The organism is Klebsiella sp. 141161 (genome assembly GCF_050600815.1).
Lineage (GTDB): Bacteria > Pseudomonadota > Gammaproteobacteria > Enterobacterales > Enterobacteriaceae > Klebsiella > Klebsiella aerogenes.
Genome location: NZ_JAQIRN010000005.1, coordinates 76503 through 102389, shown reverse-complemented (window position 1 = coordinate 102389; position 25887 = coordinate 76503). Strand labels below are relative to the sequence as shown.

Below are 25887 nucleotides of genomic sequence, written 5' to 3'. Positions count from 1 at the left end.
TACAGAAAAACGCGAAGAGTTTAACACAGTTTTAGGTCAGGAGAGAACCGGGCAGGATCGCTGCCCGGTATGAGGATCGTTATTTCGCTTCTTCGCTATCCGCGGCGTCCAGCACCACTTCTTCCGGACGCAGGACGCTGATCAGTTTAAAGATCAGGCTCAGGCAGATACCGACGATCGTCGCCAGCGCCATGCCTTTCAGCTCCGCCGCACCAATATGCACCTTGGCGCCGCTCACGCCGATGATCAGGATGACTGAGGTCAGAATCAGGTTCTGCGCTTTGCTGTAATCGACTTTTGATTCGATCAGCACGCGGATACCGGATGCGCCGATCACCCCGTACAGCAGCAGAGAAACGCCGCCCATCACCGGTACCGGGATAATCTGGATCGCCGCAGCCAGCTTGCCGACGCAGGAGAGCAGAATCGCGATAATCGCCGCGCCGCCAATAACCCAGGTACTGTATACGCGGGTAATCGCCATCACGCCGATATTTTCCCCGTAGGTGGTGTTTGGCGTTGAGCCAAAGAAACCGGAGACAATCGTCGACAGCCCGTTGGCGAACATCGAGCGGTGCAGACCCGGATCGCGGATCAGGTCGCGCTTAACGATATTGGCGGTCACCACCAGGTGCCCCACGTGCTCGGCGATCACCACCAGCGCGGCAGGCAAAATGGTGAAAATGGCAAACCACTCAAAGCGCGGGGTGTAGAAGGTCGGCAGTGCAAACCAGTGCGCTTCGGCGATAGGCGTCGTATCGACCACCCCCATCACAAAGGAGAGCGCATAGCCCACCAGCACGCCGATAAGAATCGGTATAATCGCCAGGAAGCCGCGGAACAGTACGGAACCAAAAACCGTCACCGCCAGCGTCACCATCGAAATAATAATAGTTTTGCTGTCAGGCGATTGACCGTCAGCCGGCAGCAGCCCGGCCATGTTCGCCGCCACGCCCGCCAGTTCCAGGCCGATAACCGCCACGATGGCGCCCATCGCCGCCGGCGGGAACATCACATCCAGCCAGCCGGTACCGGCTTTTTTGACAATAAAGGAGACGATGCAAAACAGGACGCCGCACATAATGAAACCGCCGAGCGCCACTTCATAACCCAGCGGCAACAACAGCAGCACCGGGGAGATAAAGGCGAAGCTCGATCCCAGATAGGCCGGAATTTTGCCTTTACAGATAAAGAGGTACAACAGCGTACCGATGCCGTTAAACAGCAGTACGGTAGCCGGGTTAATGTGGAACAGGATAGGCACCAGAACCGTTGCGCCAAACATGGCGAACAGATGTTGCAAACTAAGCGGGATTGTCTGTAAAAGCGGCGGTCTTTCACTCACCCCGATTGCACGGCGCGTCATAATATTATCCTCTGAGAGTCGTTTGTTATTTGTTGTGGGCGTGATTTATTCAAAAAAAAGCCGACTCTCAAAGTCGGCTTTTTATCACTTCATCATTTATTTGGTACCGAAAATCTTATCGCCGGCATCGCCGAGGCCCGGAATAATGTATCCGTGCTCGTTGAGGCCCTGGTCGACGGAGGCGGTGTACAGCTCGACGTCAGGATGCGCTTTCTCCAGCGCGGCAATGCCTTCCGGCGCCGCCACCAGCACCAGCACCTTAATGCTCGAGCAGCCCGCTTTTTTCAGCAGGTCGATGGTCGCGATCATCGAACCACCGGTTGCCAGCATCGGGTCAACCACCAGCGCCATACGCTCGTCAATGTTTGAAACCAGCTTCTGGAAATAAGGAACCGGCTCCAGCGTTTCTTCATCACGGTAGATACCAACAACGCTGATACGCGCGCTCGGCACGTGCTCCAGCACGCCTTCCATCATACCCAGACCGGCACGCAGGATAGGCACCACGGTAATTTTCTTACCTTTGATCTGCTCAACTTCGACCGGACCGTTCCAGCCTTCGATAGTGACACGCTCGGTAGCGAGATCGGCGGTTGCTTCGTAGGTCAGTAAGCTACCAACCTCTGAGGCGAGTTCACGGAAGCGTTTAGTACTGATGTCATGCTCACGCATCAGGCCCAGCTTGTGTTTGACGAGTGGATGTTTCACTTCCACGATCTTCATTCTCTTTCTCCTCTGAGGGGCAGCCACAAAAAAAATCGCGGGATTATACCGCTTTTTGCGGATTGCGCCATACCCATCTTGCTTGACGTATATCAAACAAAGTGATTTATGGATTGTTACACATTATAAAACAAACAAAAAAAGCCGGAGGTTCCCCTTCGGCTTTTATCTCTGACAAGGCTATGCTTGTTGGCGATTACAGGTTTTCCCCGTTACTGGCAATAACCTGCTGATACCAGGCAAAGGATTTTTTACGGCTACGGGCCAACGTGCCGCGACCGTCGTTATCTTTATCGACAAAGATAAATCCATAGCGCTTTTTCATCTCCCCGGTACCGGCGGAAACCAGGTCGATACAGCCCCACGGGGTATACCCCATCAGATCGACGCCATCTTCCACCACCGCTTTTTTCATTTCGGCAATATGGGCGCTGAGATACTCGATACGGTACTGGTCGTCCACGCTGCCGTCAGCTTCACGCACGTCAATGGCGCCAAAGCCGTTTTCAACGATAAACAGCGGCAGCTGATAGTGATCCCAGAACCAGTTGAGCGAGTAGCGCAGACCAACCGGGTCAATCTGCCAGCCCCAATCCGATTTCTTGACGTAGGGATTGGAGACCAGGCTGGTGCTTTCGTCGTAATCCAGGTGCGGATTATCGTCAGTCGCTTTGGTGGCGAAGGACATGTAGTAGCTAAAACCAATATAGTCGACGCAACCCTCTTTTAACGCCAGGCGATCGGCGTCGGTGATATCCAGCGTAAAACCGCGGCGCGCGAAGTAGTTGAGCAGATGCTGCGGATAGCGGCCACGCACGTGCACATCGGTAAACCAGTAACGACGATGCATAGCGTTCATTGCCATCATGATGTCGTCCGGCGCGCAAGTGAGCGGATAGATTGGACACATCGCGATCATACAGCCAATCTGCAGGTCCGAATTAATCTCACGTGCCGCCTTCACCGCCAGCGCGCTGGCCACCAGTTCATAATGGGCGGCCTGAAACATCACCGGCTCACGGTCTTCTCCGGGCTGATACTTCAGGCCGGAGTTGGTAAAGGGGGCGAAATCTTCATGGAAGTTGGCCTGGTTGTTGATCTCGTTAAAGGTCATCCAGTACTTCACTTTGTGCTGATAACGGGTAAACACCACCTTCGCAAAGCGGACGAAGAAATCAATGAGTTTACGGTTGCGCCAGCCGCCATATTCAGTCACCAGGTGGTAAGGCATCTCAAAATGGGAGAGCGTGATCACCGGTTCAATACCATATTTCAGGCACTCGTCGAACAGATCGTCATAGAATTGCAGGCCCGCCTCATTGGGCTCCAGCTCATCGCCCAGCGGAAAAATGCGCGTCCAGGCAATTGAAGTACGGAAACACTTAAATCCCAGTTCGGCAAACAGCGCCACGTCTTCTTTATAACGATGATAAAAATCAATCGCCTCATGGTTGGGATAGTTATGGCCGGGCAGTACGCCGTCGGTGATCGTTCGCGGCACCCCATGGGCGCCTGCGGTCATCACGTCAGCGACGCTAATCCCCTTCCCTCCTTCTTGCCAGCCGCCCTCAAGCTGATGCGCCGCAACCGCGCCGCCCCACAGAAAACCTTCTTTGAATCCGGACATATACTCTCCCTATAGACGATCGTTATGCGCTTTTCACCAAACAGAAACCGGTTTCATTGGCATAATGGTCATTCATTAAAGGCGAGGCAAGCAGAAGACTGTACCCGGTTTCATTTTCGTGAACAGTATCAAATTTGCTCATCTCTAAGCCGTTTTAAATCGAGTGTAAAGCAGGCTCGCAAACGTTTGCTTTCCCTGTTAGAATTGCGCCGATTTTTCTTGCTACCGCAAACGCGTGGAGACTTCGCAGTGACCGATAAAACCTCTCTCAGCTATAAAGATGCCGGCGTGGATATTGATGCAGGCAACGCTCTCGTCGACCGTATTAAGGGCGTGGTGAAGAAAACCCGTCGCCCGGAAGTGATGGGCGGACTGGGCGGATTCGGCGCGCTGTGCGCTCTGCCGCAGAAATACCGCGAACCGGTACTGGTCTCCGGTACCGACGGCGTCGGCACCAAGCTGCGTCTGGCGATGGACCTTAAACGTCACGACACTATCGGTATCGATCTGGTCGCCATGTGCGTCAATGACCTCGTAGTTCAGGGCGCCGAGCCGCTGTTTTTCCTCGACTACTACGCGACCGGTAAACTGGACGTAGATACCGCGGCAAGCGTGATAAGCGGCATCGCCGAAGGCTGCTTACAGTCCGGCTGCGCGCTGGTTGGCGGCGAAACGGCGGAAATGCCGGGTATGTACCACGGTGAAGATTACGACGTGGCCGGTTTCTGCGTCGGCGTGGTAGAAAAATCAGAAATCATCGACGGCAGCAAAGTGGCTGACGGCGACGTCCTGGTCGCGCTTGCCTCCAGCGGCCCGCACTCTAACGGCTACTCGCTGGTGCGTAAGATTATCGAAGTCAGCGGCGTTGACCCACAAACCACCGACCTCAACGGCAAACCGCTGGCCGACCATCTGCTGGCGCCGACCCGCATTTATGTCAAATCGATTCTGAATCTGATTGCCAACGTCGACGTCCATGCTATCGCTCACCTGACCGGCGGCGGCTTCTGGGAAAATATCCCGCGCGTACTGCCGGACAACACCCAAGCGGTAATCGACGAGTCCTCCTGGCAGTGGCCGGAAGTCTTCAACTGGCTGCAAACCGCCGGTAATGTCAGCAGCCACGAAATGTACCGCACCTTTAACTGCGGCGTCGGCATGCTGGTCGCGCTGCCGGCAGCCGAGGCGGATAAAGCCATCGCCCTGCTGAACGAGCAGGGTGAAAACGCCTGGAAAATCGGTTACATCAAGGCATCCGATGCCGAACAACGCGTGGTCATTGAATGAAAAACATTGTGGTGCTGATTTCCGGTAACGGCAGTAATTTACAGGCGATTATTGATGCCTGCGCCCGGAAGCAAATCAACGGCACCCTGCGTGCGGTATTCAGCAATAAGGCCGAAGCATTCGGCCTTGAGCGCGCCCGCGAGGCTGGTATTCCGGCCTTTGCGCTCTCACCGAAAGCGTTTGATAGCCGCGAAGCCTTCGACCGCGAGCTGATGCAGCAAATCGATGTCTTCCAACCCGATCTGGTGGTGCTGGCGGGCTACATGCGTATCCTTAGTCCGGCCTTTGTTGGCCACTATCAGGGGCGCTTGCTGAATATCCATCCTTCTCTGCTGCCGAAATATCCAGGGCTGCATACTCATCGCCAGGCGCTGGAAAACGGTGATGAGGAACATGGCACCTCGGTGCATTTCGTCACCGACGAGCTCGACGGCGGGCCGGTGATCTTACAGGCTCGGGTGCCGGTATTTCCGGAAGACAGCGAAGATGACGTTACCGCCCGCGTTCAGGCGCAGGAGCACGATATCTATCCGCTGGTGGTGAGCTGGTTTGTTGATGGCCGCCTGCGTATGGAAGCTAACTCTGCGTGGCTGGATAATCGCAAGCTGCCGCCGCAGGGCTATGCCGCCGAAGAATAAGTTCGACCTGCCCCGGAGCAATCGCCGGGGCACCTTCCTCTCTTATTTCCTCGCTAATTATCGCCGTTTTCCAGACATAGCGCGTTAGGGTTCCAGGCTGCCGGTAATGGTATCGGGCGCTGATAATCAAATTCGCGCAGTGTCAGACCCGCTACGCCGTTGGCATACAGTACCGGCAAACCGCCGGGATAAGGTTCGACCCCCCAAACTCGGCCGCTTTGCGGATTCAGACACCAGGCGTTATCAATCCCCATCCCGGTCGGCGACATCGGATTGCACGGCGGGCGGATATCATAAAGCCCCTGCTCCGCTGCCAGGTTCAGCTTCTGGGTGAGCTGCACGCCGTCAAACAGAATACGCCGGATCTGGCCTGGCGTTTCACTATGTAGGTTTATCGCGCCTTCGCACTCGCCAACCAGCCCGCGGAACTGGATCTGTGAGATTTCGCCGGGTTCAATCGCCGGATCGCGGCGGCGCGCGGAAAGGAAAACAGGGTCCGCCTCGCCCCAGTGACAGGCCGGCGCGCTCACGCAATCAAAAGCAATGCTGCTAAAAATCATCCGCCGTAGCCGCCCGCCGTCGCGGGAAATCAGGCCGATGCCGCGATTGGAGTCAAAGATAGTGCAGTTACTCACCAGCACATCCTCAATATCCTGCCAGGTTTCAGTACCGATTTTAAAGGCGCAGCTTTTCGAGCGCAGCGTGCAGTTAACAATGGTTACCTGACGCAACGGTCGCTGGATGCGCTCAGGTTTATCGGTGGTTTTCAGACAGATGGCATCATCCGCCGCGCTGAAATAGCTATTGGCGATATGTACCTGCTGGCAGCTGTCGATATCCAGCGCATCGGTATTAGCCATCGTCAAATCATTGTCAACGGTGACACCGTCAACCACCACGCCCGTGCAGGAGACCAGATGAATTGTCCACATCGGGGCATGTCGTACGGTGATGTTCTCCAGCCGGACGCGACGGCAATTTTCCAGCAAAATGATCCTCGGGCGCGCCGTGGCTGGCGTGCGGTAACCCATGGCATCAACGCGACGGGAAAACCAGCCGTCAGCGCTGCCGTAAATCTCACCGCCGCCGCAGATGGTAATATTCTGCGCATCCACAGCATACAGAAAGGCCCGATCTGAAGATTCCGCCCGGCTCAGCGCCGTCGCCTGGGCAAAGTCATCATAGTTTTCGCTAACGATAAGCTCGGCGCCCGGCGACAGCCACAGACAGGTGTTCGAGCCTATCAGTAAACCGCCGAGCGCGTACCTGCCGCAATCAACCACCAACCGGCCGCCGCCCGCCTGCGCCAGTTCGTCCAGCGCCTGTTGAAAGAGTTCGGTATCAGGCGTCACGCCATCCGCATGGGGATGGCGCTGCGAAAGATAAATGTTCATAGCATGTCCTGGAAAATCAACGTGGAGGCTATCTCACCATCTCTCTCACCCTCAGCGTAGGGTCGAAAGCGATATCGCGGAAATATCTGCGTACCCTTTCACAATCGCCGTCACGACCAGGGGCAAAACGTGATAACACCCGCAAACTTTACCCCTGACAAAAATGATAAAAGGGTCCGCATCACATTTAAGGCCTGATTCAACCACAGAAAACGTGAGGCGCATCGCGGGGTTTATTTCATTTTGTCGCCATTTGGCATGCTGCTCGCAGAACGGTACGAAAAACCGTCTATCGGGATTTTCGCCCCCATCTCCCTCTTTTACTGTGCAACCTCTCATCCCTGATAAAAGAGATACGCGCATGACGAGGACAGTAACCCCGCAACGAGAAGTCAAAACCCGCAATATCCTCTGCTGGGGGATGGGCGATATTTTCGGCAGCGGCGCGATGACCATCACCGGCCTGTGGCTGCTCTACTTTTATATTGAAGTCGCCGGGCTCTCGCCCGCCGCCGCGGCCTCTATTTTCGCCATCGCCAAGATTTGGGACGGCATCACCGACCCGGTAATGGGCTACATTACCGACAACATTCGCACCCGTTGGGGACGGCGACGGATCTTCTTTATTGTCGGCGCGCCGCTATCGCTCTGTTTCGCTCTGATGTGGATAAGTGGTTTTGGCTACGCCTGGTACCTCGGTACCTATCTACTATTCAGCACCGTCTTCACCCTGCTGATGGTGCCTTACGATACGCTGCCTGCAGAGATGACCACCCGCTATGATTTGCGCTCGAAAATGTCCGGGGCACGAATGCTATTTGCTCAGGCGACAGCCTTTCTCGCGGCGCTGATCCCCGGACAAATCATGGCCCACGTCGACGATAAATCGCAGGCGTTTCTCTATATCGGCATTATCTTTGCCCTGCTTTTTGCCTTGCCGTGGATCTTCGTCTGGCGCGGTACCTGGGAACGTGAGCATCTCCCACCACCGCAGACGCAGCAAGGTTTAGGTAAAACGCTGCGCTCGCTGTATCGGGAAATGGCCTCGACCTTCCGTCTGCGGACCTTCCGTATCCATATCATGATGTACGTCGGCGGCGCGGTGGCGCTGGATATTTTCGGCTCGCTGTTTATGCACTACATGACCTACGTGCTACGTGTCGGCACCTCGCTGGCTTCGCAGGCCATGAGTCTGATGACGCTGTTTCAATTCTTCGCGATCCCTTTATTTACCTGGCTTTGCATCCGCGTCGGCAACGGCAACGCCTATAAGGTCGCCATCGCGCTGATCCTCTGCGCGCTACTGTGGTTCAGCCAACTGACCGCTTCTTTCAGCCATCTTTCCTGGCTGCTGCTCGGCGGCGCAATCGTGATGGGCATCGCCCGCGGCGGCACCTATCTCATCCCATGGAATGTCTACAATTTCCTGCCCGATATCGATGAAGCCTACACCGGCGTGCGCCGCGAAGGGATCTACGCAGGGGTGATGATGCTGACGCGCAAATTCTCCCAGGCGCTGGCGCTGTTTATCGTCGGCCTGGCGCTGGAAGCCTTTGGATTCACCAAAGGCGCCGAAACGCAGAATACCGCCGCGCTGAATGGTATCTGGTGGGTATTCCTCGTTGGCCCCGGCCTGCTGGCCTTACTGGCGATGTATGGCGCTTTTCGTTTTCGCTTGAGCCAGTCGCGACATCAAATCCTGATTAGCGAACTGGAGCGACTGCGCGCAGGTGGTCATCCACAGGATGCCAGCCCGCTGGCACGCGAAACCATCGAGCTACTGACCGGCCATCCTCATCGCAACGATCGCTGGCAACACGCCGCCGTTTCTACTCAAGGAAATCACTATGTCGCAGAAAAACAACCGTCCTGAATTACAGTCACTCATCGAAGCGCTAATCGGCAACTTAACCGCGATTACCGATGATAGCGGCGAGTATTTGCAGCGGCTGGCGGATGGCCGGGTGGTTGATACCAAAGGTTGGGACGGCTGGGAGTGGACGCATGGCATCGCCCTGTTTGGCCTGTTTCGCTACCAGCAGCTGACAGGATCGCTTCGGGCTGGTGAACTTATCGACGGCTGGTTTAGCGCCCGTTTCGCCGAGGGCACGCCGGAAAAAAACATCAATACCGCTTGTCCGTTTTTAACCCTGGCACTGCGCTATCAACAGACGCCTCGCAGCGACTGGCGCGCCTACCTGGAAAGCTGGGGAGACGCTATATATCGCCAGATGCCGCGTACCGATGAAGGCTGCCTGCAGCACGTCACCTATGAGGCTCCCCATCATCAACAAATCTGGGACGATACGCTAATGATGGCGGTGCTGCCGCTGGCGATGCTCGGCAAAATGTTTGGTAAACCGCGCTGGGTAGAAGAGGCGAAATTTCAGTTTTTGCAGCACCTGCACTATTTAAGCGACCGCCAAAGCGGCATGTGGTTTCACGGCTGGCATTTCAACGGCAGACACCATTTCGCCGGCGCGCTGTGGGCTCGCGGCAATAGCTGGATAACGCTGGCGATACCGGAGCTACTGGAGATGCTCGCGCTCGACGAGCACGACGCCTTTTACCGCCAGTTGCAAAATACTCTGCAGATTCAGGTCAGCGCCCTTGCCCGCTGCCAGGCCGAAAACGGCCTATGGCCGACGCTGCTCAACGACCCGGATAGTTATCTGGAAGCCTCTGCGACGGCGGGGTTTGCCGCGGGTATTTTTAAGGCGGTGCGCCTCGGCTACCTCGACGACGCGTTTCTGCCGGTCGCCGAGCGGGCCTGCCGGGGTATAATCGAACATATCTCGCCGCAAGGAGAGCTAACGCAGGTGTCGTTTGGCACAGCGATGGGCCACGACCTCGACCACTATCGTAACATTCCCCTGACCGCCATGCCCTACGGCCAGGCAATGGCGATACTGTGTCTGGTTGAAGCGCTACGCCGCACGCTTTAATACGGCTATCTGAGCGCCGTCAGTTCGGTGCTCAGGCTATCAGCCAGATTACGTGCTCGTACGGGATCGAACATCACGTAAAACGCCGGCGAGGCCTCTCCTGTCTGCTGACAAAGCGTTTCCATTTCCGATGCGCAGCGATACAGCGCCTGCACGTTGATATGACAAATTTCCCGCATGCTCCAGCTGTTTTCCACCTCTCGGGCGAAGTGCAGGGTAAAGAAGGCCTTTTGCGCGTGGGTAAATGTTTGGCAATAGAGCGCCAGTCCCTGCCACTCTTCACGCCACCGAAGCGCCAGCGCGGCGGGAAAATCCGCCGTGAGAGCGAACGCTTGCGCCGCTTTCCCCAACTGCTGCGCGCTGGCTGCGACGTCATCTTTTTCTTGCGCGATTTGCGTGAGATTAGCCATCGATTTCTGCGGATCGTCACGCTTGAAGTGGATATCGTGCGCCGAACCGGGTAACCAGTGACTGCGCGCCAGTTGTCCGTAAAGGCTCCACACCGCCTGGCCGTAGCTTTCAGGCAATTGGCTATGGCGATGGAACACATGGTCTCGCACATATATTGACTGATAGAGCGTCTGCGTCGCCTGCTCAAGCAGCGACTGGAACTGCTGCGCGACATCGGCTGGCGGACACCAGCCGTAACGCTGCGCCAGCCATTGCACCAGTAACTGCTGCTGATTTTTTGCCGCCCCTTCGCCCAGCAATTGGCTGCAGGCGAAGAGGTTACATTCGCTTAACGTCGCAGGGATCCAGTGATTATCGATGCTTTCCCAGCTGGTTTTACAGATAGCGCCGGTAATGCGCGGATTGCGGCTCTGGCACCACAACAGTCGCCCCTGTAGTTCATCAATACGTAAAAACGGCATGACTCCCCATCCCACTTCCTCGCCGGCAAGATCGATATCGATCCATACATCTCGCGTCTGCACCGCCAACAGCGCCGGATTATTAGGGAAAGCAGGCCAGAAACGTTCCGGCGTGAGTTTTATCGATACCGAAACCGCAGGCGGCAGCGGTTCAATCGCATCCAGCACGGCGCTAAGATCGTCATTGCTGGCCGGGAAAACGCGCAGTACCAGATGTTTATTTTGCGCGGCTACCGCCTGACTCAGGGCATTAAAGCAGCGGCGATACAGCATCAAGCTATGCGCGGGCTGGCGGGGATCGTCGTGTTGTCTGGCCCACTGCGGGTGAGAGATTGGTAATAAGCCGTCGGTACTGGAGAGCGCGATAATCAAACCGGTGAGCGCTGGCACGCTTTGGCACACGGCGCGGATTTTGTCAGTTAACCAGCGGCTCCAGAAATCGACATCGAAACGCACCCCGCGCGGGGTATCCAGCAGTTCCGGATGCGCTAATAACAGTTCGGTTGGAAAGCTAAGTTCTTTCGCCTGCAGATAAAATCGCAACCCCTGTTCACGGCAGCGTAACGCCAGGCGATTGAGATAGATACAGCGCGCTCGTTGTTGGCTCGACAACCGGTCGTTATAGTCAAAAGGCGTATACCCCTGTGGCGAAACCAGCTTGCCAAATAGCTCGGCCTGCCCCACCACCACGGTATTAAAATCATGCTCAAGTGCGTATTCAATCAACCGACAGGCCGACGGCCAGTGCCAGATATCCTGGTTGTTAAGCTCCAGCGCCCGCGTTTCCCACATCGTTTCGCCCTCCATTTCGCCCCTGACTGAACATAACGTAAGCAAACAAACGCGTCCGCTTTTTCCTGACATCTGATTGAAAGAAAACTGTCATATTGCTTTGACATAGTTGGACATTCAATGGCAAAGCTCGCCATAATGAAAAAGCGACGTCAATGATCCGGAGTGTGAGTTGTAATGGGCCAGGAAAAGCTATACATCGAAAAAGAACTCAGCTGGTTGTCCTTTAACGAGCGCGTACTTCAGGAAGCGGCGGACAAGAGCAACCCGCTTATCGAGCGCATGCGCTTCTTAGGAATTTACTCCAATAACCTTGATGAGTTTTACAAAGTGCGCTTCGCCGAACTTAAGCGACGCATTCTTATCAGTGAAGAACAAGGTAGTACCGCCCATTCACGTCATCTGTTAGGCAAAATCCAGGCCCGCGTGCTAAAGGCCGATCAGGAATTTGATGGTCTTTACAATGAACTGCTGCTGGAAATGGCGCGTAATCAGATCTTCCTGATTAACGAACGCCAGCTGTCCGTTAACCAGCAGTCCTGGCTGCGCAACTACTTCAAACAGTATCTTCGCCAGCATATTTCGCCGATTCTGATCAACCGCGAGACGGACCTGGTTCAATTCCTGAAAGATGATTACACCTATCTGGCGGTGGAGATTATCCGCGGCGACACCATTAATTATGCGCTGCTGGAGATTCCATCTGATAAGGTGCCACGCTTTGTGAACCTGCCGCCGGAAACGCCGCGACGCCGCAAGCCAATGATTCTGCTGGATAACATTCTGCGTTACTGCCTGGATGATATCTTTAAGGGCTTCTTTGACTACGATGCCCTGAATGCATATTCGATGAAAATGACCCGCGATGCCGAGTACGATCTGGTACACGAAATGGAATCGAGCCTGATGGAGCTGATGTCCTCCAGCCTGAAGCAGCGCTTAACCGCCGAGCCGGTACGTTTTGTCTACCAGCGCGATATGCCGGACGCGATGGTTGAAATGCTGCGCGATAAGCTCTCCATCTCCAACTACGATTCAATGCTGCCGGGCGGGCGTTATCACAACTTTAAAGACTTTATCGGTTTCCCGAATGTTGGCAAGGCCAATCTGGTCAACAAACCGATGCCGCGCCTGCGCCATCTGTGGTTCGATAAATTCCGCAACGGCTTTGACGCCATTCGCGAACGCGACGTACTGCTCTACTACCCATATCATACCTTCGAGCACGTGCTTGAACTGCTGCGTCAGGCCTCGTTCGACCCGAGCGTGTTGGCGATCAAAATCAATATCTACCGCGTCGCTAAGGATTCACGGATTATCGATTCGATGATCCACGCCGCCCACAACGGTAAAAAAGTGACCGTGGTGGTTGAACTGCAGGCTCGCTTCGACGAAGAGGCCAATATTCACTGGGCCAAACGTCTGACAGAAGCCGGCGTACACGTTATCTTCTCGGCGCCGGGGCTGAAGATCCACGCCAAACTCTTCCTCATTTCGCGTAAAGAAGGCGATGAGGTAGTGCGTTATGCGCATATCGGCACCGGCAACTTCAACGAGAAAACCGCTCGTATCTACACCGACTATTCACTTCTCACCGCCGACGCGCGCATCACCAATGAAGTTCGTCGCGTATTTAACTTTATCGAAAACCCTTACCGGCCAGTTAGCTTCGACTACCTGCTGGTGTCGCCGCAGAACTCGCGTCGTCTGCTGTATGAAATGATCGACCGCGAAATCGCCAATGCGCAGAATGGGCAACCGTCCGGAATTACGCTTAAATTAAATAACCTGGTCGATAAAGGGCTGGTGGACAGACTCTACGCCGCCTCCAGCACCGGCGTGCCGGTGAACCTGCTTATCCGCGGCATGTGCTCGCTGATCCCCGGTCTTGAGGGAATAAGCGAAAATATTCGCGTGATTAGTATCGTTGACCGTTTCCTTGAGCACGACAGGGTCTATTGTTTTGAAAACGGCGGTGATAAACAGGTGTGGTTATCCTCCGCCGACTGGATGACGCGCAATATCGACTATCGTATCGAAGTCGCCGTACCGCTGCTGGACCCGCGTCTGAAGCAACGCGTACTGGATATTCTCGATATCCTGTTCAACGATACCGTAAAAGCGCGCTATCTTGATAAAGAACTGAGTAATCGCTACGTGCCGCGCGGCAATCGTCGCAAAGTACGCGCACAGATGGCGATTTACGATTATCTCAAATCACTCGAACAACCCGATTAACCTATGCCAATAAACGAAAAAACCCCTCGGCCGCAGGAGTTCGCTGCGGTCGACCTTGGTTCGAACAGTTTTCATATGGTGATCGCCCGTGTCGTCGACGGGGCAATGCAGATCATCGGTCGCCTGAAGCAACGCGTCCACCTGGCCGATGGCCTGGATGAAAACTCGGTGTTGAGCGAAGAAGCGATTACTCGCGGACTGAACTGCCTGTCGCTGTTTGCTGAACGTCTGCAAGGGTTCTCCCCTTCCAGCGTTTGTATCGTCGGGACGCATACCCTGCGCCAGGCGGCCAACGCGGCGGATTTTCTCAAACGAGCGGAAAAAGTTATTCCTTATCCCATCGAGATAATCTCCGGTAACGAAGAAGCGCGTCTGATTTTTATGGGCGTTGAGCATACGCAACCGGAGCGCGGTCGTAAGCTGGTTATCGACATCGGCGGCGGCTCGACTGAGCTCGTGATCGGCGAAGATTTCGAACCCCGCCTGGTGGAAAGCCGACGTATGGGCTGCGTAAGCTTCTCCCAGGCCTATTTCCCCGGCGGCGTTATCAATAAAGAAAACTTCCAGCGCGCGCGCCTGGCGGCGGTGCAGAAGCTGGAAACGCTGGCATGGCAGTTCCGTATTCAGGGATGGAATGTGGCGCTGGGCGCCTCTGGCTCCATCAAAGCCGCGCATGAAGTGCTGATCGCCATGGGGGAAAAAGACGGATTTATTACGCCTGATCGCCTGGAAATGCTGGTTAGTGAGCTGCTGAAGAATAAAAACTTCGATTCATTAAGCCTGCCGGGATTGTCGGAAGACCGCAAAGCGGTATTCGCTCCGGGCCTGGCGATTTTGTGCGGGGTATTCGACGCGCTGGCGATCAAAGAGCTGCGCCTGTCCGACGGCGCCCTGCGCGAAGGCGTGTTGTACGAGATGGAAGGCCGCTTCCGCCACCAGGATATTCGCAGCCGAACGGCCCAAAGCCTGGCGAACCAGTACAATATCGATCGCGAACAGGCCCGCCGGGTACTGGAGACCACCACTCAGATGCTGGAACAGTGGCAGGAACAAAACCCGAAACTGGCGAATCCGCATCTGTCTGCCCTGCTGAAGTGGGCGGTAATGCTACATGAAGTGGGGCTGAACATTAACCACAGCGGCATGCATCGCCACTCCGCCTATATCCTGCAAAATAGCGACTTGCCGGGCTTTAATCAGGAGCAGCAGATGCTGATGGCCACGCTGGTGCGCTATCATCGCAAGGCTATCAAGCTGGATGATTTGCCGCGTTTTACCTTGTTCAAGAAAAAACAGTTCCTGCCGCTTATCCAACTGCTGCGTCTGGGCGTGTTACTGAACAATCAGCGTCAGGCGACGACGACGCCGCCAAAACTGACATTGAAGACGGAAGCCAACCACTGGACCTTAATTTTCCCGCACGACTGGTTTAGCCAGAACGCGTTGGTACTGCTGGATCTGGAAAAAGAGCAACAGTATTGGGAAGGCGTGCCGGAATGGCTGCTGAAAATTACTGAAGAAGAAGCGTAAAGCTGACATCTTTGACTAAAACGGCCGGGTCATACGCCCGGCCGTTTTTTATGCGACTTCAGCTGCACAGGCCAACTGTTCTATCGGAACCGGCATACCAATGTCATAGCCCTGCATATAATCAATCCCCAGCGAAATCACCGCCTGGCGGATCTCCGGCGATTCCACATACTCCGCCACTACCTGCATATTTTTGATTTGCGCCAACCGGCAAATCGACGCCACAACCTGATAATCCAGGCTACTGGTCACCAGATTACGGATAAAGCTCCCATCAATTTTCAGCATGTCGACGTTGAGCGTTTTCAGCCGCGCATAGCTGGCATAGCCGGTCCCGAAATCATCAATCGCCACCCGGCATCCCAACTCCTGCAACCGCGCGAGCGTTTGTTGCGCCTGCTCCGGATTACTGAGCGAGTGATTTTCCGTCAGTTCAAAAATAAGCTGCCACGGCTCGATATTATAATGATGCAACATTTCCTCGACTTCGTCCGGGAACCGGCTGCGGCTGACCGAGACTGGCGACAGATTGATGGCCAGACGCATGCCTGGCAGCGTATGTCGATTATCGTTCATAAAAGCCAGCGTATTGTCGATAACCCAGCTGTCGATGCGCGAAGCCAGGCCAAATTCGTGCGCCGCGGGCAAAAAATTATCCGGCGCAACCAGTTCGCCCTGCTCGCCCACCATACGCAACAGGACTTCATGATAGCTATCGCCACGCATGCCGATAATGGGCTGCGCCATCAGCCGAAAGCGATTCTGCTCCAGCGCCTGCAGGATCTGGTTCATCATAGACACACGTTCTTTTAATCCCTGCTGGACGTGAACGGCGCCGCGGCGCTGCACGTTTTCCGGGTGGCCGCTGGTTAACGACATATCGGCAATATTATTCAGTTCGCCGAGCAGTAAATACAGATGCTTGACCGGAGAGCGCACGTTGCAATAGCTGATCCCGACGGGCGGCTGCAGCGGAATACCATCCCAGATGAAACGGAACTGCTTAATCCGCTCATCCAGCATCACGATGCGTTTTTGATGATCGTCGCTATTCAGGCGTACCACCAGATCATGGCCCGAAAGGTGATAGACCATTTCATTCGGCTGCAGCATGTGACTTAAGTATTCCGACAGCTGCTGCTTATACTGAATGCGTAGCATCACGCCATAGTGCCGACCAAGCAACTCCAGCTCCGGCATGCGTAAAAAGCATAGTACCGACCAGGTCGAGTGGTTTAGCGCTCGGCTCAGGGCCCGTAAATTTGGCATATGAACGACCGGGTCGAGAAAGGCCATCCTACGAACCCGACGGTGGATCATCCGCTGCTGCGTCGCCAGCATCGCCATATAAGCGATAATAAAGGAGAAAACCAGGTAGCTGGAGGAGGTAATCGCCAGCTGGTTATTGTAGATCGGGGAAAATGGCAGATAGCTGTAATGAAAATGGATAACCAGAATTAATATCGGCGGCCACACCAGGGAAATAAAACGATAACCGAAACGCATCGCTCCCCATAGCATGACCGGCATAAGTAATGAAAGTGTATAATTTGTGCTAAATATCGTGCTGTTGGCATTTAACGGCATGAATAATAAAGCCAGTATTATTAACAATACTATTGCCCAGACAATAATTTCCAGCGGTTTTATTTTTTGGTCAATTTGTAAACGTACCTGGGATATAAAGCCGCGTAAGTGTAGCGGATTACGAATAACGCGAAGCAAAAAATAGCACAGCGGCACGCCGGTCAGACAACCGACCATCAGCGCCTGAAAAGTGATTAACGATCGTAAACTAAATGGCGTTGTCCCAACCAGTTCCGCCGCACGCGGATGCAGGCCAAGATACTCAGCAAGTTGAGAAATAATGAGAAAAATCACCGAAGGCAGCAGCATTTGCCAGAACAACCGATACGGCATCAGGGCAACATTGCCGTGGGAAATCTGCTGACGGCGCGGAACGAAAATACGATAACCGCCCCAGCACAGCACCGCGGGGATCAAAAAATGAAATAACACACCGATGGCTTGCTCAAAGGTCATGCCGCGCGTAATGGTCAGCAGCAAACCGATAACGATACCCGGCAGCGCCGCCCAGCCAAAAAAAAGCATCAGGCTTAATACTAGCGCCAGTGGAAGGTAATACAGGAAGACGGTATGACCGTTAAGATTTGCAAATGTATTCGCGGCGCGCGCCAGCGGCAACAGCAGCGTAGGCAGGATGAGCGGTAGCGCCCACCATTTATCCTGATATCGTTTGTATAGTTTAATAATACTCATAGATGCTCGACAGATTACCCCAACTCCTGCGGAGTATATTCAGACAGGCATCCAACCCGACCAGGCTAACCGCGAAAGTAATAACGATGCGGAACAGATGGACGATTTTAGTGAGCAATGGAATCAAGCAATTGACGCAAATCAATAAACTATTTAGCTAATATTAATAAAACTTATTTTTTTGCGACCTCGTGCAACAACCAAAATCTGTGTAAATACGATGTTCATCTTATATAACATTAAGTAATGTTTTAGCACTACGATTTTTACACCGCCGACAATTGACCCCACCGCTATACTATGACTTAATACCCCCATCGCCCGTCTTCGGGTATACTTCAAGGAACCTTTTGTGAGTCAGGCACCCAGTATGCGTAAACGACATCGATTTAACCGTCGCATGACCCGTATCGTACTACTTATCAGTTTTCTCTTCTTCTTTGGACGCTTTGTCTACTCCTCTATCGGTGCCTGGTACCATCATCAGGACAAACAAGAGTCGCAGCAATCGACCATCACCATTGACGCTCCGGCGACGCCAACGACTCCAGCCCAGGAATAACGCCTACGGCAAAATTTTTAGTTGTTGCAGCAGACGCAGCATCTCCGCTATCCCTTTGTTGATAACTTTATCCTGACGCATCACCACGCCCAGTTGGCGATAGAGCCGCGGCGATAGCGACTGTATACGTATTCCGGTGCGGTCATCTTCATCCGCCACCGCCATCTTCGGTACGATACTGTATCCCAGACCGGCACGCACCATACGCTTGATAGCCTCAATGCTACCGAGTTGCATCACCGGCGCCGAGTTTACCCCGGCAGCGCGAAACCAGCCATCGATTAGCCCACGGGTCCCGCTGCCGGCTTCAAATGCTATTAGCGAAAGTGCCTGTAGCAGTGAAGGCGTCACTTGCCCCACTAGCGGTTCATCATCGTTGGCAGTAATAAATACAAACTCTTCCTCCAGCACTGGCGTTACCGCCAGGCTGCGGCCGCTGGCAGGTAAGGTCACCAATCCCAGATCAAGCCGGCTCTCTTCCACCGCACGTACAATGTCAAGCGTATTACCGGTCGTGACGCCAACCGTTAACAGCGGATGCTTCTCGCGTAGATGGCGCAATAGCGGCGGCAGCAAATGAATACAGGCCGTCGCCCCGGTACCGAAGCTCATCGTGCCGTGCACTTCATGGTTAAACTCAGCCACCGACTGCACCGCCGTATTCACCGCCTGCTCAATAATTTCACTATGGGCCAGTAGCGCCAATCCGGCGGCAGTGGCTTTGATCCCTCGGCCGGTACGCTCAACCAACCGCGTCTTCAGGAACTGCTCAAGCTGGCGAACCTGCTGGCTTACCGCCGGCTGCGATATTCCCAGTACATCAGCGGCGGCGGAAAAACTGCCGCGCTGCGCCACCAGCCGAAAGGTCGTCAGATTTACCAAATTCAGCATCGTCATCACAAAGTTTCTCTTATGCAGGCTATAAGCCCCAGGGACTGCCTGCACAATAGCGCGCGCGATATGCTGCCGACAACTGCATAACGCTTTGGAATTCAATGAAAACGTCAACCTTGCCTGGCACCGCGCCTCTTTCCCTTACTCTCGCAGCCGGCGGCAACCAGCTCATCAACTGGGGGATCGTTTTTTATATGCCCGGTACCTTTGCCGGCGCTATTGCTAGTGATACTGGCTGGGGCGGAACGGAGATCTATCTCGGTTTGACCTTCGCCATGCTGATGATGGCGGCGATCTCGCCTTTTATCGCCCGCCTGTTGGCCTGGTTTGGCGGTCAGCGGGTGGTGTTCATCGGTTCATTAACCATCGCGGCAAGCTGCCTGGCTATGTCGCAGGCAGACAGCCTGATCTTCTGGTACGTCGCATGGCTACTGGCCGGTGTCGGTATGCGGCTGGCGCTATACGATGCGCTGTTCGCCGCGCTGGTTAACCTGTATGGTCAACGCGCGAGAATGACTATTTCACGGGTGACCCTGGCTGGAGGACTGGCCTCAGCGATATTCTGGCCGCTGGGCACCGCGCTGCTCGCGCTAATGGGATGGCGTGGAGCGCTGGTAATCTACAGCCTGTTTGGCCTGTTTAGCGCACTACTGCTGTGGCGGATGCCTAATCAACGCTTGCCCGACCGGAGCGCTCATCAGGAGAAAGTGCCGCTTTCCCGCCGCGACCAGCGCACAGGCCTGCTGTACGCCTCGCTTATCGCTTTGGTCACCTTTATTTCTAACGGCACATCCACCCATCTGCCTGAGTTTATCGCCAGCTACGGTCTGCCGGTAACAATAGGCGTACTATGGGGCATCGGACAGACCGGCGCCCGCTTTCTTGAGGTGATTTCAGGAGCGCGACTCACCCCACTCCGGCTAACGCTGTTGACCACAGCGCTATTGCCGCTCTGCTTTTTACTGGGCCTCAACGCCACCTCGCTAAGCTGGACCGTTGGCGGTTTTGTTTTCGCCTATGGGGCAATTAACGGCCTGACAACGGTATTTAAGGCAACATTACCGTTGCAGCTATTCGCAGCGGAAGATTACGCGCGGCGTACCGGACGGCTGCTGATCCCAGCGCAACTGCTGGCCGCCGTCTCGCCATTTGCCTATGCCTGGCTAAATCAACATCTGGGGATAGAAAGGAGCCTTGCTATTTCGGGTCTATTATCGCTGGTCGTACTGGGGCTGGCGCTGAGAATCGGCTGGCTGCAGCGGCGGCAGGTTGTGCGGATAAATCAGGGACAAAATGAAGAGAGGGTATGAAAAACCCTCTGTAAAACACACACATTTAGGGCTATCAGGCCACGATCAGACGCTTAAACAGCAGCTGCTGGACGTCCTGACGATGTGCCAGGATCGCATGCGCGGTCACTAACGTACCGTCTACGGAATACAAAACCCGGTAGCCTTCAGCGTGATTAAACTCCCGGTATTTGGCGCAGCCAATTTTCAGCAATTCTGGGCAAATCTGGCAGCCCAAGGGGAACTGGCCTACGGTGCTCTCAAACTGTGTAAGAATATCTGCGATAACCGGACGCGGCTCAATATCAACACGCTTCAGAAAACCCGCTATTGTGTCGATGCAGTGCTTTACTGTAAGCGTATACTCAAAGGTCACCTGCTGTTCCATGGAAATCCCTTAACGTTGAGCGCGCTGCGTTTAATCCGCAAGGCCATCCAGCAACTGGTCTTTCGAGAATACGCGCCCTTCCGCTTTATCTTTCTCTGACAGGGTAAGCAGCTTCAGCAAAGCAATGGCGTTCTCCCGTTCCTGCTGCTGGTCATAGGACTCTATAACATAAGCAGGCACACCATTTTGTGTGACCAGGATAGGTTCTGACAGATCAAGCGTTGCTGCGTTCTTTTTAACGTAGCTGATTGTTTCTACTTTCATGTTGGTCCGCCTAATAGTCATGCCTCGGTTTTAATATAGACTATATTTAGACCACACTCAATAATCATTACTCAGCGTCATTTACCAGGACATAAAAAAACCCTCTGTAAAACAGAGGGTTTGGTTCAGCTAGCGGAGGGGGTTATTCCCACTCAATAGTCGCTGGCGGCTTACCGCTGATGTCGTACACCACGCGGGAAATACCGTTAACTTCGTTGATGATGCGGTTGGAGACGCGGCCAAGGAAATCATACGGCAGGTGCGCCCAGTGCGCGGTCATAAAGTCGATGGTTTCTACCGCACGCAGGGAGACGACCCAGTCGTATTTACGGCCATCGCCCATCACGCCGACGGAGCGAACCGGCAGGAACACGGTAAATGCCTGGCTCACTTTGTCATACAGGTCGGCTTTGCGCAGTTCTTCAATGAAGATAGCGTCCGCGCGACGCAGCAGGTCGCAGTACTCTTTCTTCACTTCGCCGAGTACGCGAACGCCAAGGCCCGGCCCCGGGAACGGGTGACGGAACAGCATGTCATACGGCAGGCCCAGCTCCAGGCCAATCTTACGCACTTCGTCTTTGAACAGCTCTTTCAGCGGTTCAACGAGGCCCATCTTCATCTCTTTCGGCAGCCCGCCCACGTTGTGGTGAGACTTGATGACGTGCGCTTTACCGGTCGCGGAAGCGGCGGATTCGATCACGTCAGGGTAGATAGTGCCCTGCGCCAGCCATTTCACGTCTTCCAGCTTCAGCGCTTCTTCGTCGAACACTTCAACGAAGACGCGGCCAATGATTTTACGCTTCGCTTCCGGATCGTTTTCGCCCTTCAGCGCGGTCAGGAAGCGGTCTTCCGCCGCAACGTGCACGATGTTCAGGCCGAAACGGTCGCCGAACATATCCATAACCTGCTCGGCTTCGTTCAGGCGCAGCAGGCCGTTATCCACGAATACGCAGGTCAGGTTTTTGCCGATGGCGCGGTGCAGCAGCATCGCGGTAACGGAAGAGTCAACGCCGCCGGACAGGCCGAGGATGACTTTATCTTCACCCACCTGCTGACGAATACGCTCAACCGCGTCGTCGATGATCTTCGCCGGCGTCCACAGCGCTTCACACTGGCAGATATCGCGCACGAAGCGCTCCAGCATACGCAGCCCCTGACGGGTGTGGGTGACTTCCGGGTGGAACTGTACGCCGTAGAAGCGTTTTTCTTCATTAGCCATTATGGCGAACGGGCAGCTTTCAGTGCTGGCGACGGTCACAAAGTCGGAAGGGATAGCGGTGACTTTATCACCATGGCTCATCCACACGTCCAGCAGCGGCTTACCGTCAGCGCTCAGCGCATCTTCGATGCCCTTGATCAGCGCGCTGTCGGTCTGCACTTCCACCTGCGCGTAACCGAACTCGCGCTCGTTGGAAGCTTCAACGTGGCCGCCCAGCTGCATGGCCATGGTCTGCATGCCATAGCATACGCCGAATACCGGTACGCCGGCTTCGAAGACGTACTGTGGCGCGCGCGGGCTGTTGTCTTCGGTGGTGCTTTCCGGGCCGCCGGAAAGAATAATGCCGTTCGGGTTGAACTCGCGGATTTGAGCTTCGGTCACGTCCCAAGCCCAGAGCTCGCAATAGACCCCTAATTCACGTACGCGACGCGCAACCAGCTGGGTGTACTGAGAACCGAAGTCCAGGATAAGAATGCGATGTTTATGAATGTTATCCGTCATTGACGTTAATTCCAGAGAAGTAGCGATGATTGAATAAAAATCGCCCGGCGCGTAGCCGGGCGATGAAAATCAGGAGCCCATGCGGTAGTTCGGGGATTCCTTGGTGATCGTCACGTCGTGAACGTGGCTCTCCTGGATGCCCGCGCCGCTGATGCGCACGAACTCTGCTTTGGTACGCAGTGCGTCAATAGTACCACAACCGGTCAGACCCATACAGGAGCGCAGGCCGCCCATCTGCTGGTGAATGATCTCTTTCAGGCGGCCTTTATAGGCAACGCGGCCTTCGATACCTTCCGGTACCAGTTTGTCAGCGGCGTTATCGCTCTGGAAGTAACGGTCAGAGGAACCTTTGGACATCGCGCCCAGGGAACCCATACCGCGGTAGGATTTGTAAGAACGGCCCTGATAGAGCTCGATTTCACCCGGGGATTCTTCGGTACCGGCCAGCATGGAGCCAACCATCACCGCGGCGGCTCCTGCGGCAATCGCTTTTGCGATATCGCCGGAGAAACGGATACCGCCATCGGCGATAACCGGAATACCGGTGCCTTCCAGCGCTTCAACCGCGTCGGAAACGGCGGTGATCTGCGGAACGCCTACGCCGGTAACGATACGGGTAGTACAGATGGAGCCTGGGCCGATACCCACTTTCACCGCGCTGACGCCAGCTTCCGCCAGGGCACGAGCGCCCGCGCCGGTCGCCACGTTACCGCCGATGATTTGCAGGTCAGGATATTTAGCGCGCGTTTCGCGAATACGCTGCAGAACGCCTTCGGAGTGACCGTGAGAAGAGTCGATCAGCAGAACGTCAACGCCTGCGGCAACCAGCGCGTCAACGCGCTCTTCGTTACCGGCGCCAGCGCCAACGGCCGCGCCAACGCGCAGACGACCGTGCTCGTCTTTACACGCATTCGGTTTACGTTCCGCTTTCTGGAAATCTTTTACGGTGATCATGCCGCGCAGATGGAAGCTATCATCCACTACCAGCGCTTTTTCTACGCGTTTTTCGTGCATTTTAGCGAAGACCACTTCACGGCTTTCGCCTTCACGCACGGTGACCAGGCGCTCTTTCGGCGTCATATAAACGCTGACCGGCTGATTCAGGTCGGTAACAAAACGCACATCGCGGCCGGTGATAATGCCGACCAGTTCGTTGTCTTCGGTCACTACAGGATAACCGGCGAAACCGTTACGTTCGGTCAGCTCTTTCACTTCGCGCAGGGTGGTAGTCGGCAGAACGGTCTGTGGATCGCTTACCACGCCGGATTCATGTTTCTTCACGCGACGGACTTCTTCAGCCTGGCGCTCGATGGACATGTTTTTATGAATAAAGCCGATGCCGCCTTCCTGGGCCAAGGCAATCGCCAGGCGCGCTTCAGTTACGGTATCCATCGCCGCGGAGAGCATAGGAATATTCAGACGAATAGTTTTCGTCAGCTGCGTGCTGAGATCGGCGGTATTCGGCAGAACGGTAGAATGAGCGGGAACAAGGAGGACGTCGTCAAACGTCAGGGCTTCTTTAGCGATACGTAGCATGGGCAATATCTCGACCAGGGTGGATAAATATTGCCGTGGCATTATACAGAGCGTAACCGATTGCATCCACCCTTTTTTGCAAATAATACTTGCGATCCCCTCTCAGCGCGTTACTATCGACTGAATAACCTGCTGATTTAGAATTTGATCTTGCTCACATGTTGCCATCTCAATCCCCTGCAATATTTACGGTCAGCCGCCTGAATCAGACGGTTCGCTTACTGCTGGAACGCGAAATGGGCCAGGTCTGGATAAGCGGCGAAATCTCTAACTTCAGCCAGCCCTCTTCCGGCCACTGGTACTTCACCTTAAAAGACGATAACGCACAAGTGCGCTGCGCGATGTTTCGCAACAGCAACCGCCGCGTCACGTTTCGCCCGCAGCATGGCCAGCAGGTGCTGGTTCGCGCCAACATTACCCTTTACGAGCCGCGCGGCGACTACCAGATCATCGTCGAAAGCATGCAGCCCGCCGGTGAGGGCCTGCTGCAGCAGAAATATGAGCAGCTCAAGGCGCTCCTGACGGCGGAAGGGTTATTCGATCAAAACCACAAGCAGGCGCTCCCCTCTCCCGCGCACTGCGTCGGCGTCATCACCTCCAAAACCGGCGCCGCGCTGCATGATATTTTACATGTTTTGAAACGCCGCGACCCCTCGCTGCCGGTGATCATTTATCCAACGGCGGTGCAAGGCGATGATGCGCCGGGGCAAATCGTGCGTGCGATAGCAGTAGCCAACCTGCGCCAGGAGTGCGACGTGCTGATCGTCGGGCGCGGCGGCGGTTCGCTGGAAGATTTATGGAGCTTTAACGACGAACGGGTGGCGCGGGCGATTTTCGCCAGCCGCATTCCGGTAGTAAGCGCCGTCGGCCATGAAACCGACGTCACCATCGCCGATTTCGTCGCCGACCTGCGGGCGCCGACGCCCTCTGCGGCGGCAGAGATCGTCAGCCGCAATCAGCAGGAGCTTCTGCGTCAGCTACAGTCAGGCCAGCAACGCCTGGAGATGGCGATGGATTACTTCCTCGCTAACCGCCAGCGCCGCTTTACGCAGTTGTTTCACCGCTTACAGCAGCAACATCCTCAGCTGCGCTTAGCGCGTCAGCAAACCGAACTGGAACGCCTGCGGCAGCGGATGCGCTTTGCGCTGGAAAGCCAGCTCAAACGTGCCGACCAGCGTCAGCAGCGCGCCGCGCAGCGGTTGAATCAGCAAAACCCGCAGCCACGCATCCATCGCGCGCAGTCGCGTATTCAGCAACTGGAGTATCGTCTGGCGGAAAATATTCGCGCCCGACTGAGCGAGCAGCGCGAGCGTTTCGGCAATACCGTGACGCATCTGGAAGCCGTCAGTCCGCTGGCGACGCTGGCTCGCGGCTATAGCGTCACCTCAGCCGGTGACGGCAAAGTGCTGAAAAAAATCAAACAGGTGCAGGCTGGCGATGTCGTGACTACCCGGCTGGAAGATGGTTGGGTCGAGAGCGAAGTGACAACCATCACTCCAGTGAAAAAAACGCGCGCCCGCAAAAAAGTCTGATTATCCCCCC

20 protein-coding genes are annotated in these 25887 nt (G+C 55.1%); 9 read left to right on the top strand and 11 right to left on the bottom strand.

The window, feature by feature from the left end; translation table 11 throughout:
* Nucleotides 1-79: 79 nt before the first annotated feature.
* The 3 genes from uraA to PGR79_RS14590 all read right to left on the bottom strand — a co-directional run bounded on the left by uraA (nt 80) and on the right by PGR79_RS14590 (nt 3716).
* A complete protein-coding gene (uraA, locus tag PGR79_RS14600) occupies nt 80-1366 on the bottom strand; it encodes a uracil permease (protein ID WP_015370403.1) in 1287 nt (428 codons plus the stop codon).
* 96 nt (nt 1367-1462) lie between these two features.
* Nucleotides 1463-2089, bottom strand: coding sequence for a uracil phosphoribosyltransferase (gene upp / locus PGR79_RS14595; RefSeq protein ID WP_015370402.1), 627 nt, complete (start codon nt 2087-2089; stop codon nt 1463-1465).
* Nucleotides 2090-2285: 196 nt separating this feature from the next.
* Nucleotides 2286-3716 carry a 6-phospho-beta-glucosidase gene (locus PGR79_RS14590; RefSeq protein ID WP_045379879.1) on the bottom strand — a complete coding sequence of 477 codons (1431 nt, stop codon included), beginning with the start codon at nt 3714-3716 and terminating at the stop codon, nt 2286-2288.
* Between the two features lie 249 nt (nt 3717-3965).
* On the opposite strand from PGR79_RS14590, the gene purM reads away from it, so the two are divergent.
* Together purM and purN are read left to right on the top strand one after the other, a co-directional pair.
* Nucleotides 3966-5003: a phosphoribosylformylglycinamidine cyclo-ligase gene (gene purM, locus PGR79_RS14585; protein WP_020078194.1), complete on the top strand. Its 1038-nt coding sequence runs from the start codon at nt 3966-3968 to the stop codon at nt 5001-5003.
* Nucleotides 5000-5641, top strand: coding sequence for a phosphoribosylglycinamide formyltransferase (purN, locus tag PGR79_RS14580; RefSeq protein WP_015370398.1), 642 nt, complete (start codon nt 5000-5002; stop codon nt 5639-5641). The genes purM and purN overlap by 4 nt, the downstream gene beginning before the upstream one ends.
* A 53-nt stretch (nt 5642-5694) precedes the next feature.
* On the opposite strand, the gene PGR79_RS14575 is transcribed toward purN, so the two are convergent.
* Nucleotides 5695-7035: a glycosyl hydrolase family 28 protein gene (locus tag PGR79_RS14575; protein ID WP_113374479.1), complete on the bottom strand. Its 1341-nt coding sequence runs from the start codon at nt 7033-7035 to the stop codon at nt 5695-5697.
* A gap of 421 nt (nt 7036-7456) precedes the next feature.
* Here PGR79_RS14575 and PGR79_RS14570 point away from each other — a divergent pair, with 421 nt between their 5' ends.
* Together PGR79_RS14570 and PGR79_RS14565 are read left to right on the top strand one after the other, a co-directional pair.
* Nucleotides 7457-8908 carry an MFS transporter gene (locus tag PGR79_RS14570; RefSeq protein ID WP_113374480.1) on the top strand — a complete coding sequence of 484 codons (1452 nt, stop codon included), beginning with the start codon at nt 7457-7459 and terminating at the stop codon, nt 8906-8908.
* Complete coding sequence (locus tag PGR79_RS14565; protein WP_113374481.1) at nt 8883-9980, top strand: glycoside hydrolase family 88 protein; 1098 nt, start codon at nt 8883-8885, stop codon at nt 9978-9980. Before PGR79_RS14570 ends, PGR79_RS14565 begins: the two co-directional genes overlap by 26 nt.
* A 5-nt stretch (nt 9981-9985) precedes the next feature.
* Here the strand turns inward: PGR79_RS14565 and PGR79_RS14560 are convergent, their stop codons facing one another.
* Nucleotides 9986-11644: a hypothetical protein gene (locus PGR79_RS14560; protein ID WP_113374509.1), complete on the bottom strand. Its 1659-nt coding sequence runs from the start codon at nt 11642-11644 to the stop codon at nt 9986-9988.
* 177 nt (nt 11645-11821) lie between these two features.
* Here PGR79_RS14560 and ppk1 point away from each other — a divergent pair, with 177 nt between their 5' ends.
* Both ppk1 and ppx read left to right on the top strand, forming a co-directional pair.
* A complete protein-coding gene (gene ppk1 / locus PGR79_RS14555) occupies nt 11822-13882 on the top strand; it encodes a polyphosphate kinase 1 (protein WP_047043447.1) in 2061 nt (686 codons plus the stop codon).
* Between the two features lie 3 nt (nt 13883-13885).
* Nucleotides 13886-15412: an exopolyphosphatase gene (gene ppx, locus PGR79_RS14550; protein ID WP_087858415.1), complete on the top strand. Its 1527-nt coding sequence runs from the start codon at nt 13886-13888 to the stop codon at nt 15410-15412.
* 48 nt (nt 15413-15460) lie between these two features.
* Here ppx and PGR79_RS14545 read toward each other — a convergent pair whose 3' ends face one another.
* Nucleotides 15461-17692, bottom strand: a complete 2232-nt coding sequence (locus PGR79_RS14545) for an EAL domain-containing protein (RefSeq protein WP_113374482.1) — start codon at nt 17690-17692, stop codon at nt 15461-15463.
* Nucleotides 17693-18062: 370 nt separating this feature from the next.
* On the opposite strand from PGR79_RS14545, the gene PGR79_RS14540 reads away from it, so the two are divergent.
* Nucleotides 18063-18254, top strand: coding sequence for a YfgG family protein (locus tag PGR79_RS14540; protein ID WP_015370389.1), 192 nt, complete (start codon nt 18063-18065; stop codon nt 18252-18254).
* Between the two features lie 3 nt (nt 18255-18257).
* Here the strand turns inward: PGR79_RS14540 and PGR79_RS14535 are convergent, their stop codons facing one another.
* Complete coding sequence (locus PGR79_RS14535) at nt 18258-19151, bottom strand: LysR family transcriptional regulator (RefSeq protein ID WP_087858413.1); 894 nt, start codon at nt 19149-19151, stop codon at nt 18258-18260.
* Between the two features lie 98 nt (nt 19152-19249).
* Here PGR79_RS14535 and PGR79_RS14530 point away from each other — a divergent pair, with 98 nt between their 5' ends.
* Nucleotides 19250-20458, top strand: a complete 1209-nt coding sequence (locus tag PGR79_RS14530) for an MFS transporter (protein ID WP_113374483.1) — start codon at nt 19250-19252, stop codon at nt 20456-20458.
* A gap of 34 nt (nt 20459-20492) precedes the next feature.
* Here the strand turns inward: PGR79_RS14530 and PGR79_RS14525 are convergent, their stop codons facing one another.
* From PGR79_RS14525 to guaB, 4 genes are all read right to left on the bottom strand, one after another.
* The gene (locus PGR79_RS14525) at nt 20493-20825 is read right to left on the bottom strand and encodes a type II toxin-antitoxin system RelE/ParE family toxin (RefSeq protein WP_113374484.1); all 333 of its coding nucleotides are present in this window, start codon (nt 20823-20825) and stop codon (nt 20493-20495) included.
* Nucleotides 20826-20855: 30 nt separating this feature from the next.
* Nucleotides 20856-21089, bottom strand: coding sequence for a type II toxin-antitoxin system Phd/YefM family antitoxin (locus PGR79_RS14520; protein ID WP_004853132.1), 234 nt, complete (start codon nt 21087-21089; stop codon nt 20856-20858).
* Nucleotides 21090-21231: 142 nt separating this feature from the next.
* Nucleotides 21232-22809 (bottom strand): glutamine-hydrolyzing GMP synthase, encoded by a 1578-nt coding sequence (gene guaA / locus PGR79_RS14515; protein WP_015703162.1) that lies wholly within the window; start codon nt 22807-22809, stop codon nt 21232-21234.
* A gap of 69 nt (nt 22810-22878) precedes the next feature.
* A complete protein-coding gene (guaB, locus tag PGR79_RS14510; RefSeq protein WP_015370334.1) occupies nt 22879-24345 on the bottom strand; it encodes an IMP dehydrogenase in 1467 nt (488 codons plus the stop codon).
* Nucleotides 24346-24503: 158 nt separating this feature from the next.
* Here guaB and xseA point away from each other — a divergent pair, with 158 nt between their 5' ends.
* The gene (gene xseA, locus PGR79_RS14505) at nt 24504-25877 is read left to right on the top strand and encodes an exodeoxyribonuclease VII large subunit (protein WP_113374485.1); all 1374 of its coding nucleotides are present in this window, start codon (nt 24504-24506) and stop codon (nt 25875-25877) included.
* The last annotated feature ends 10 nt before the right edge of the window (nt 25878-25887 follow it).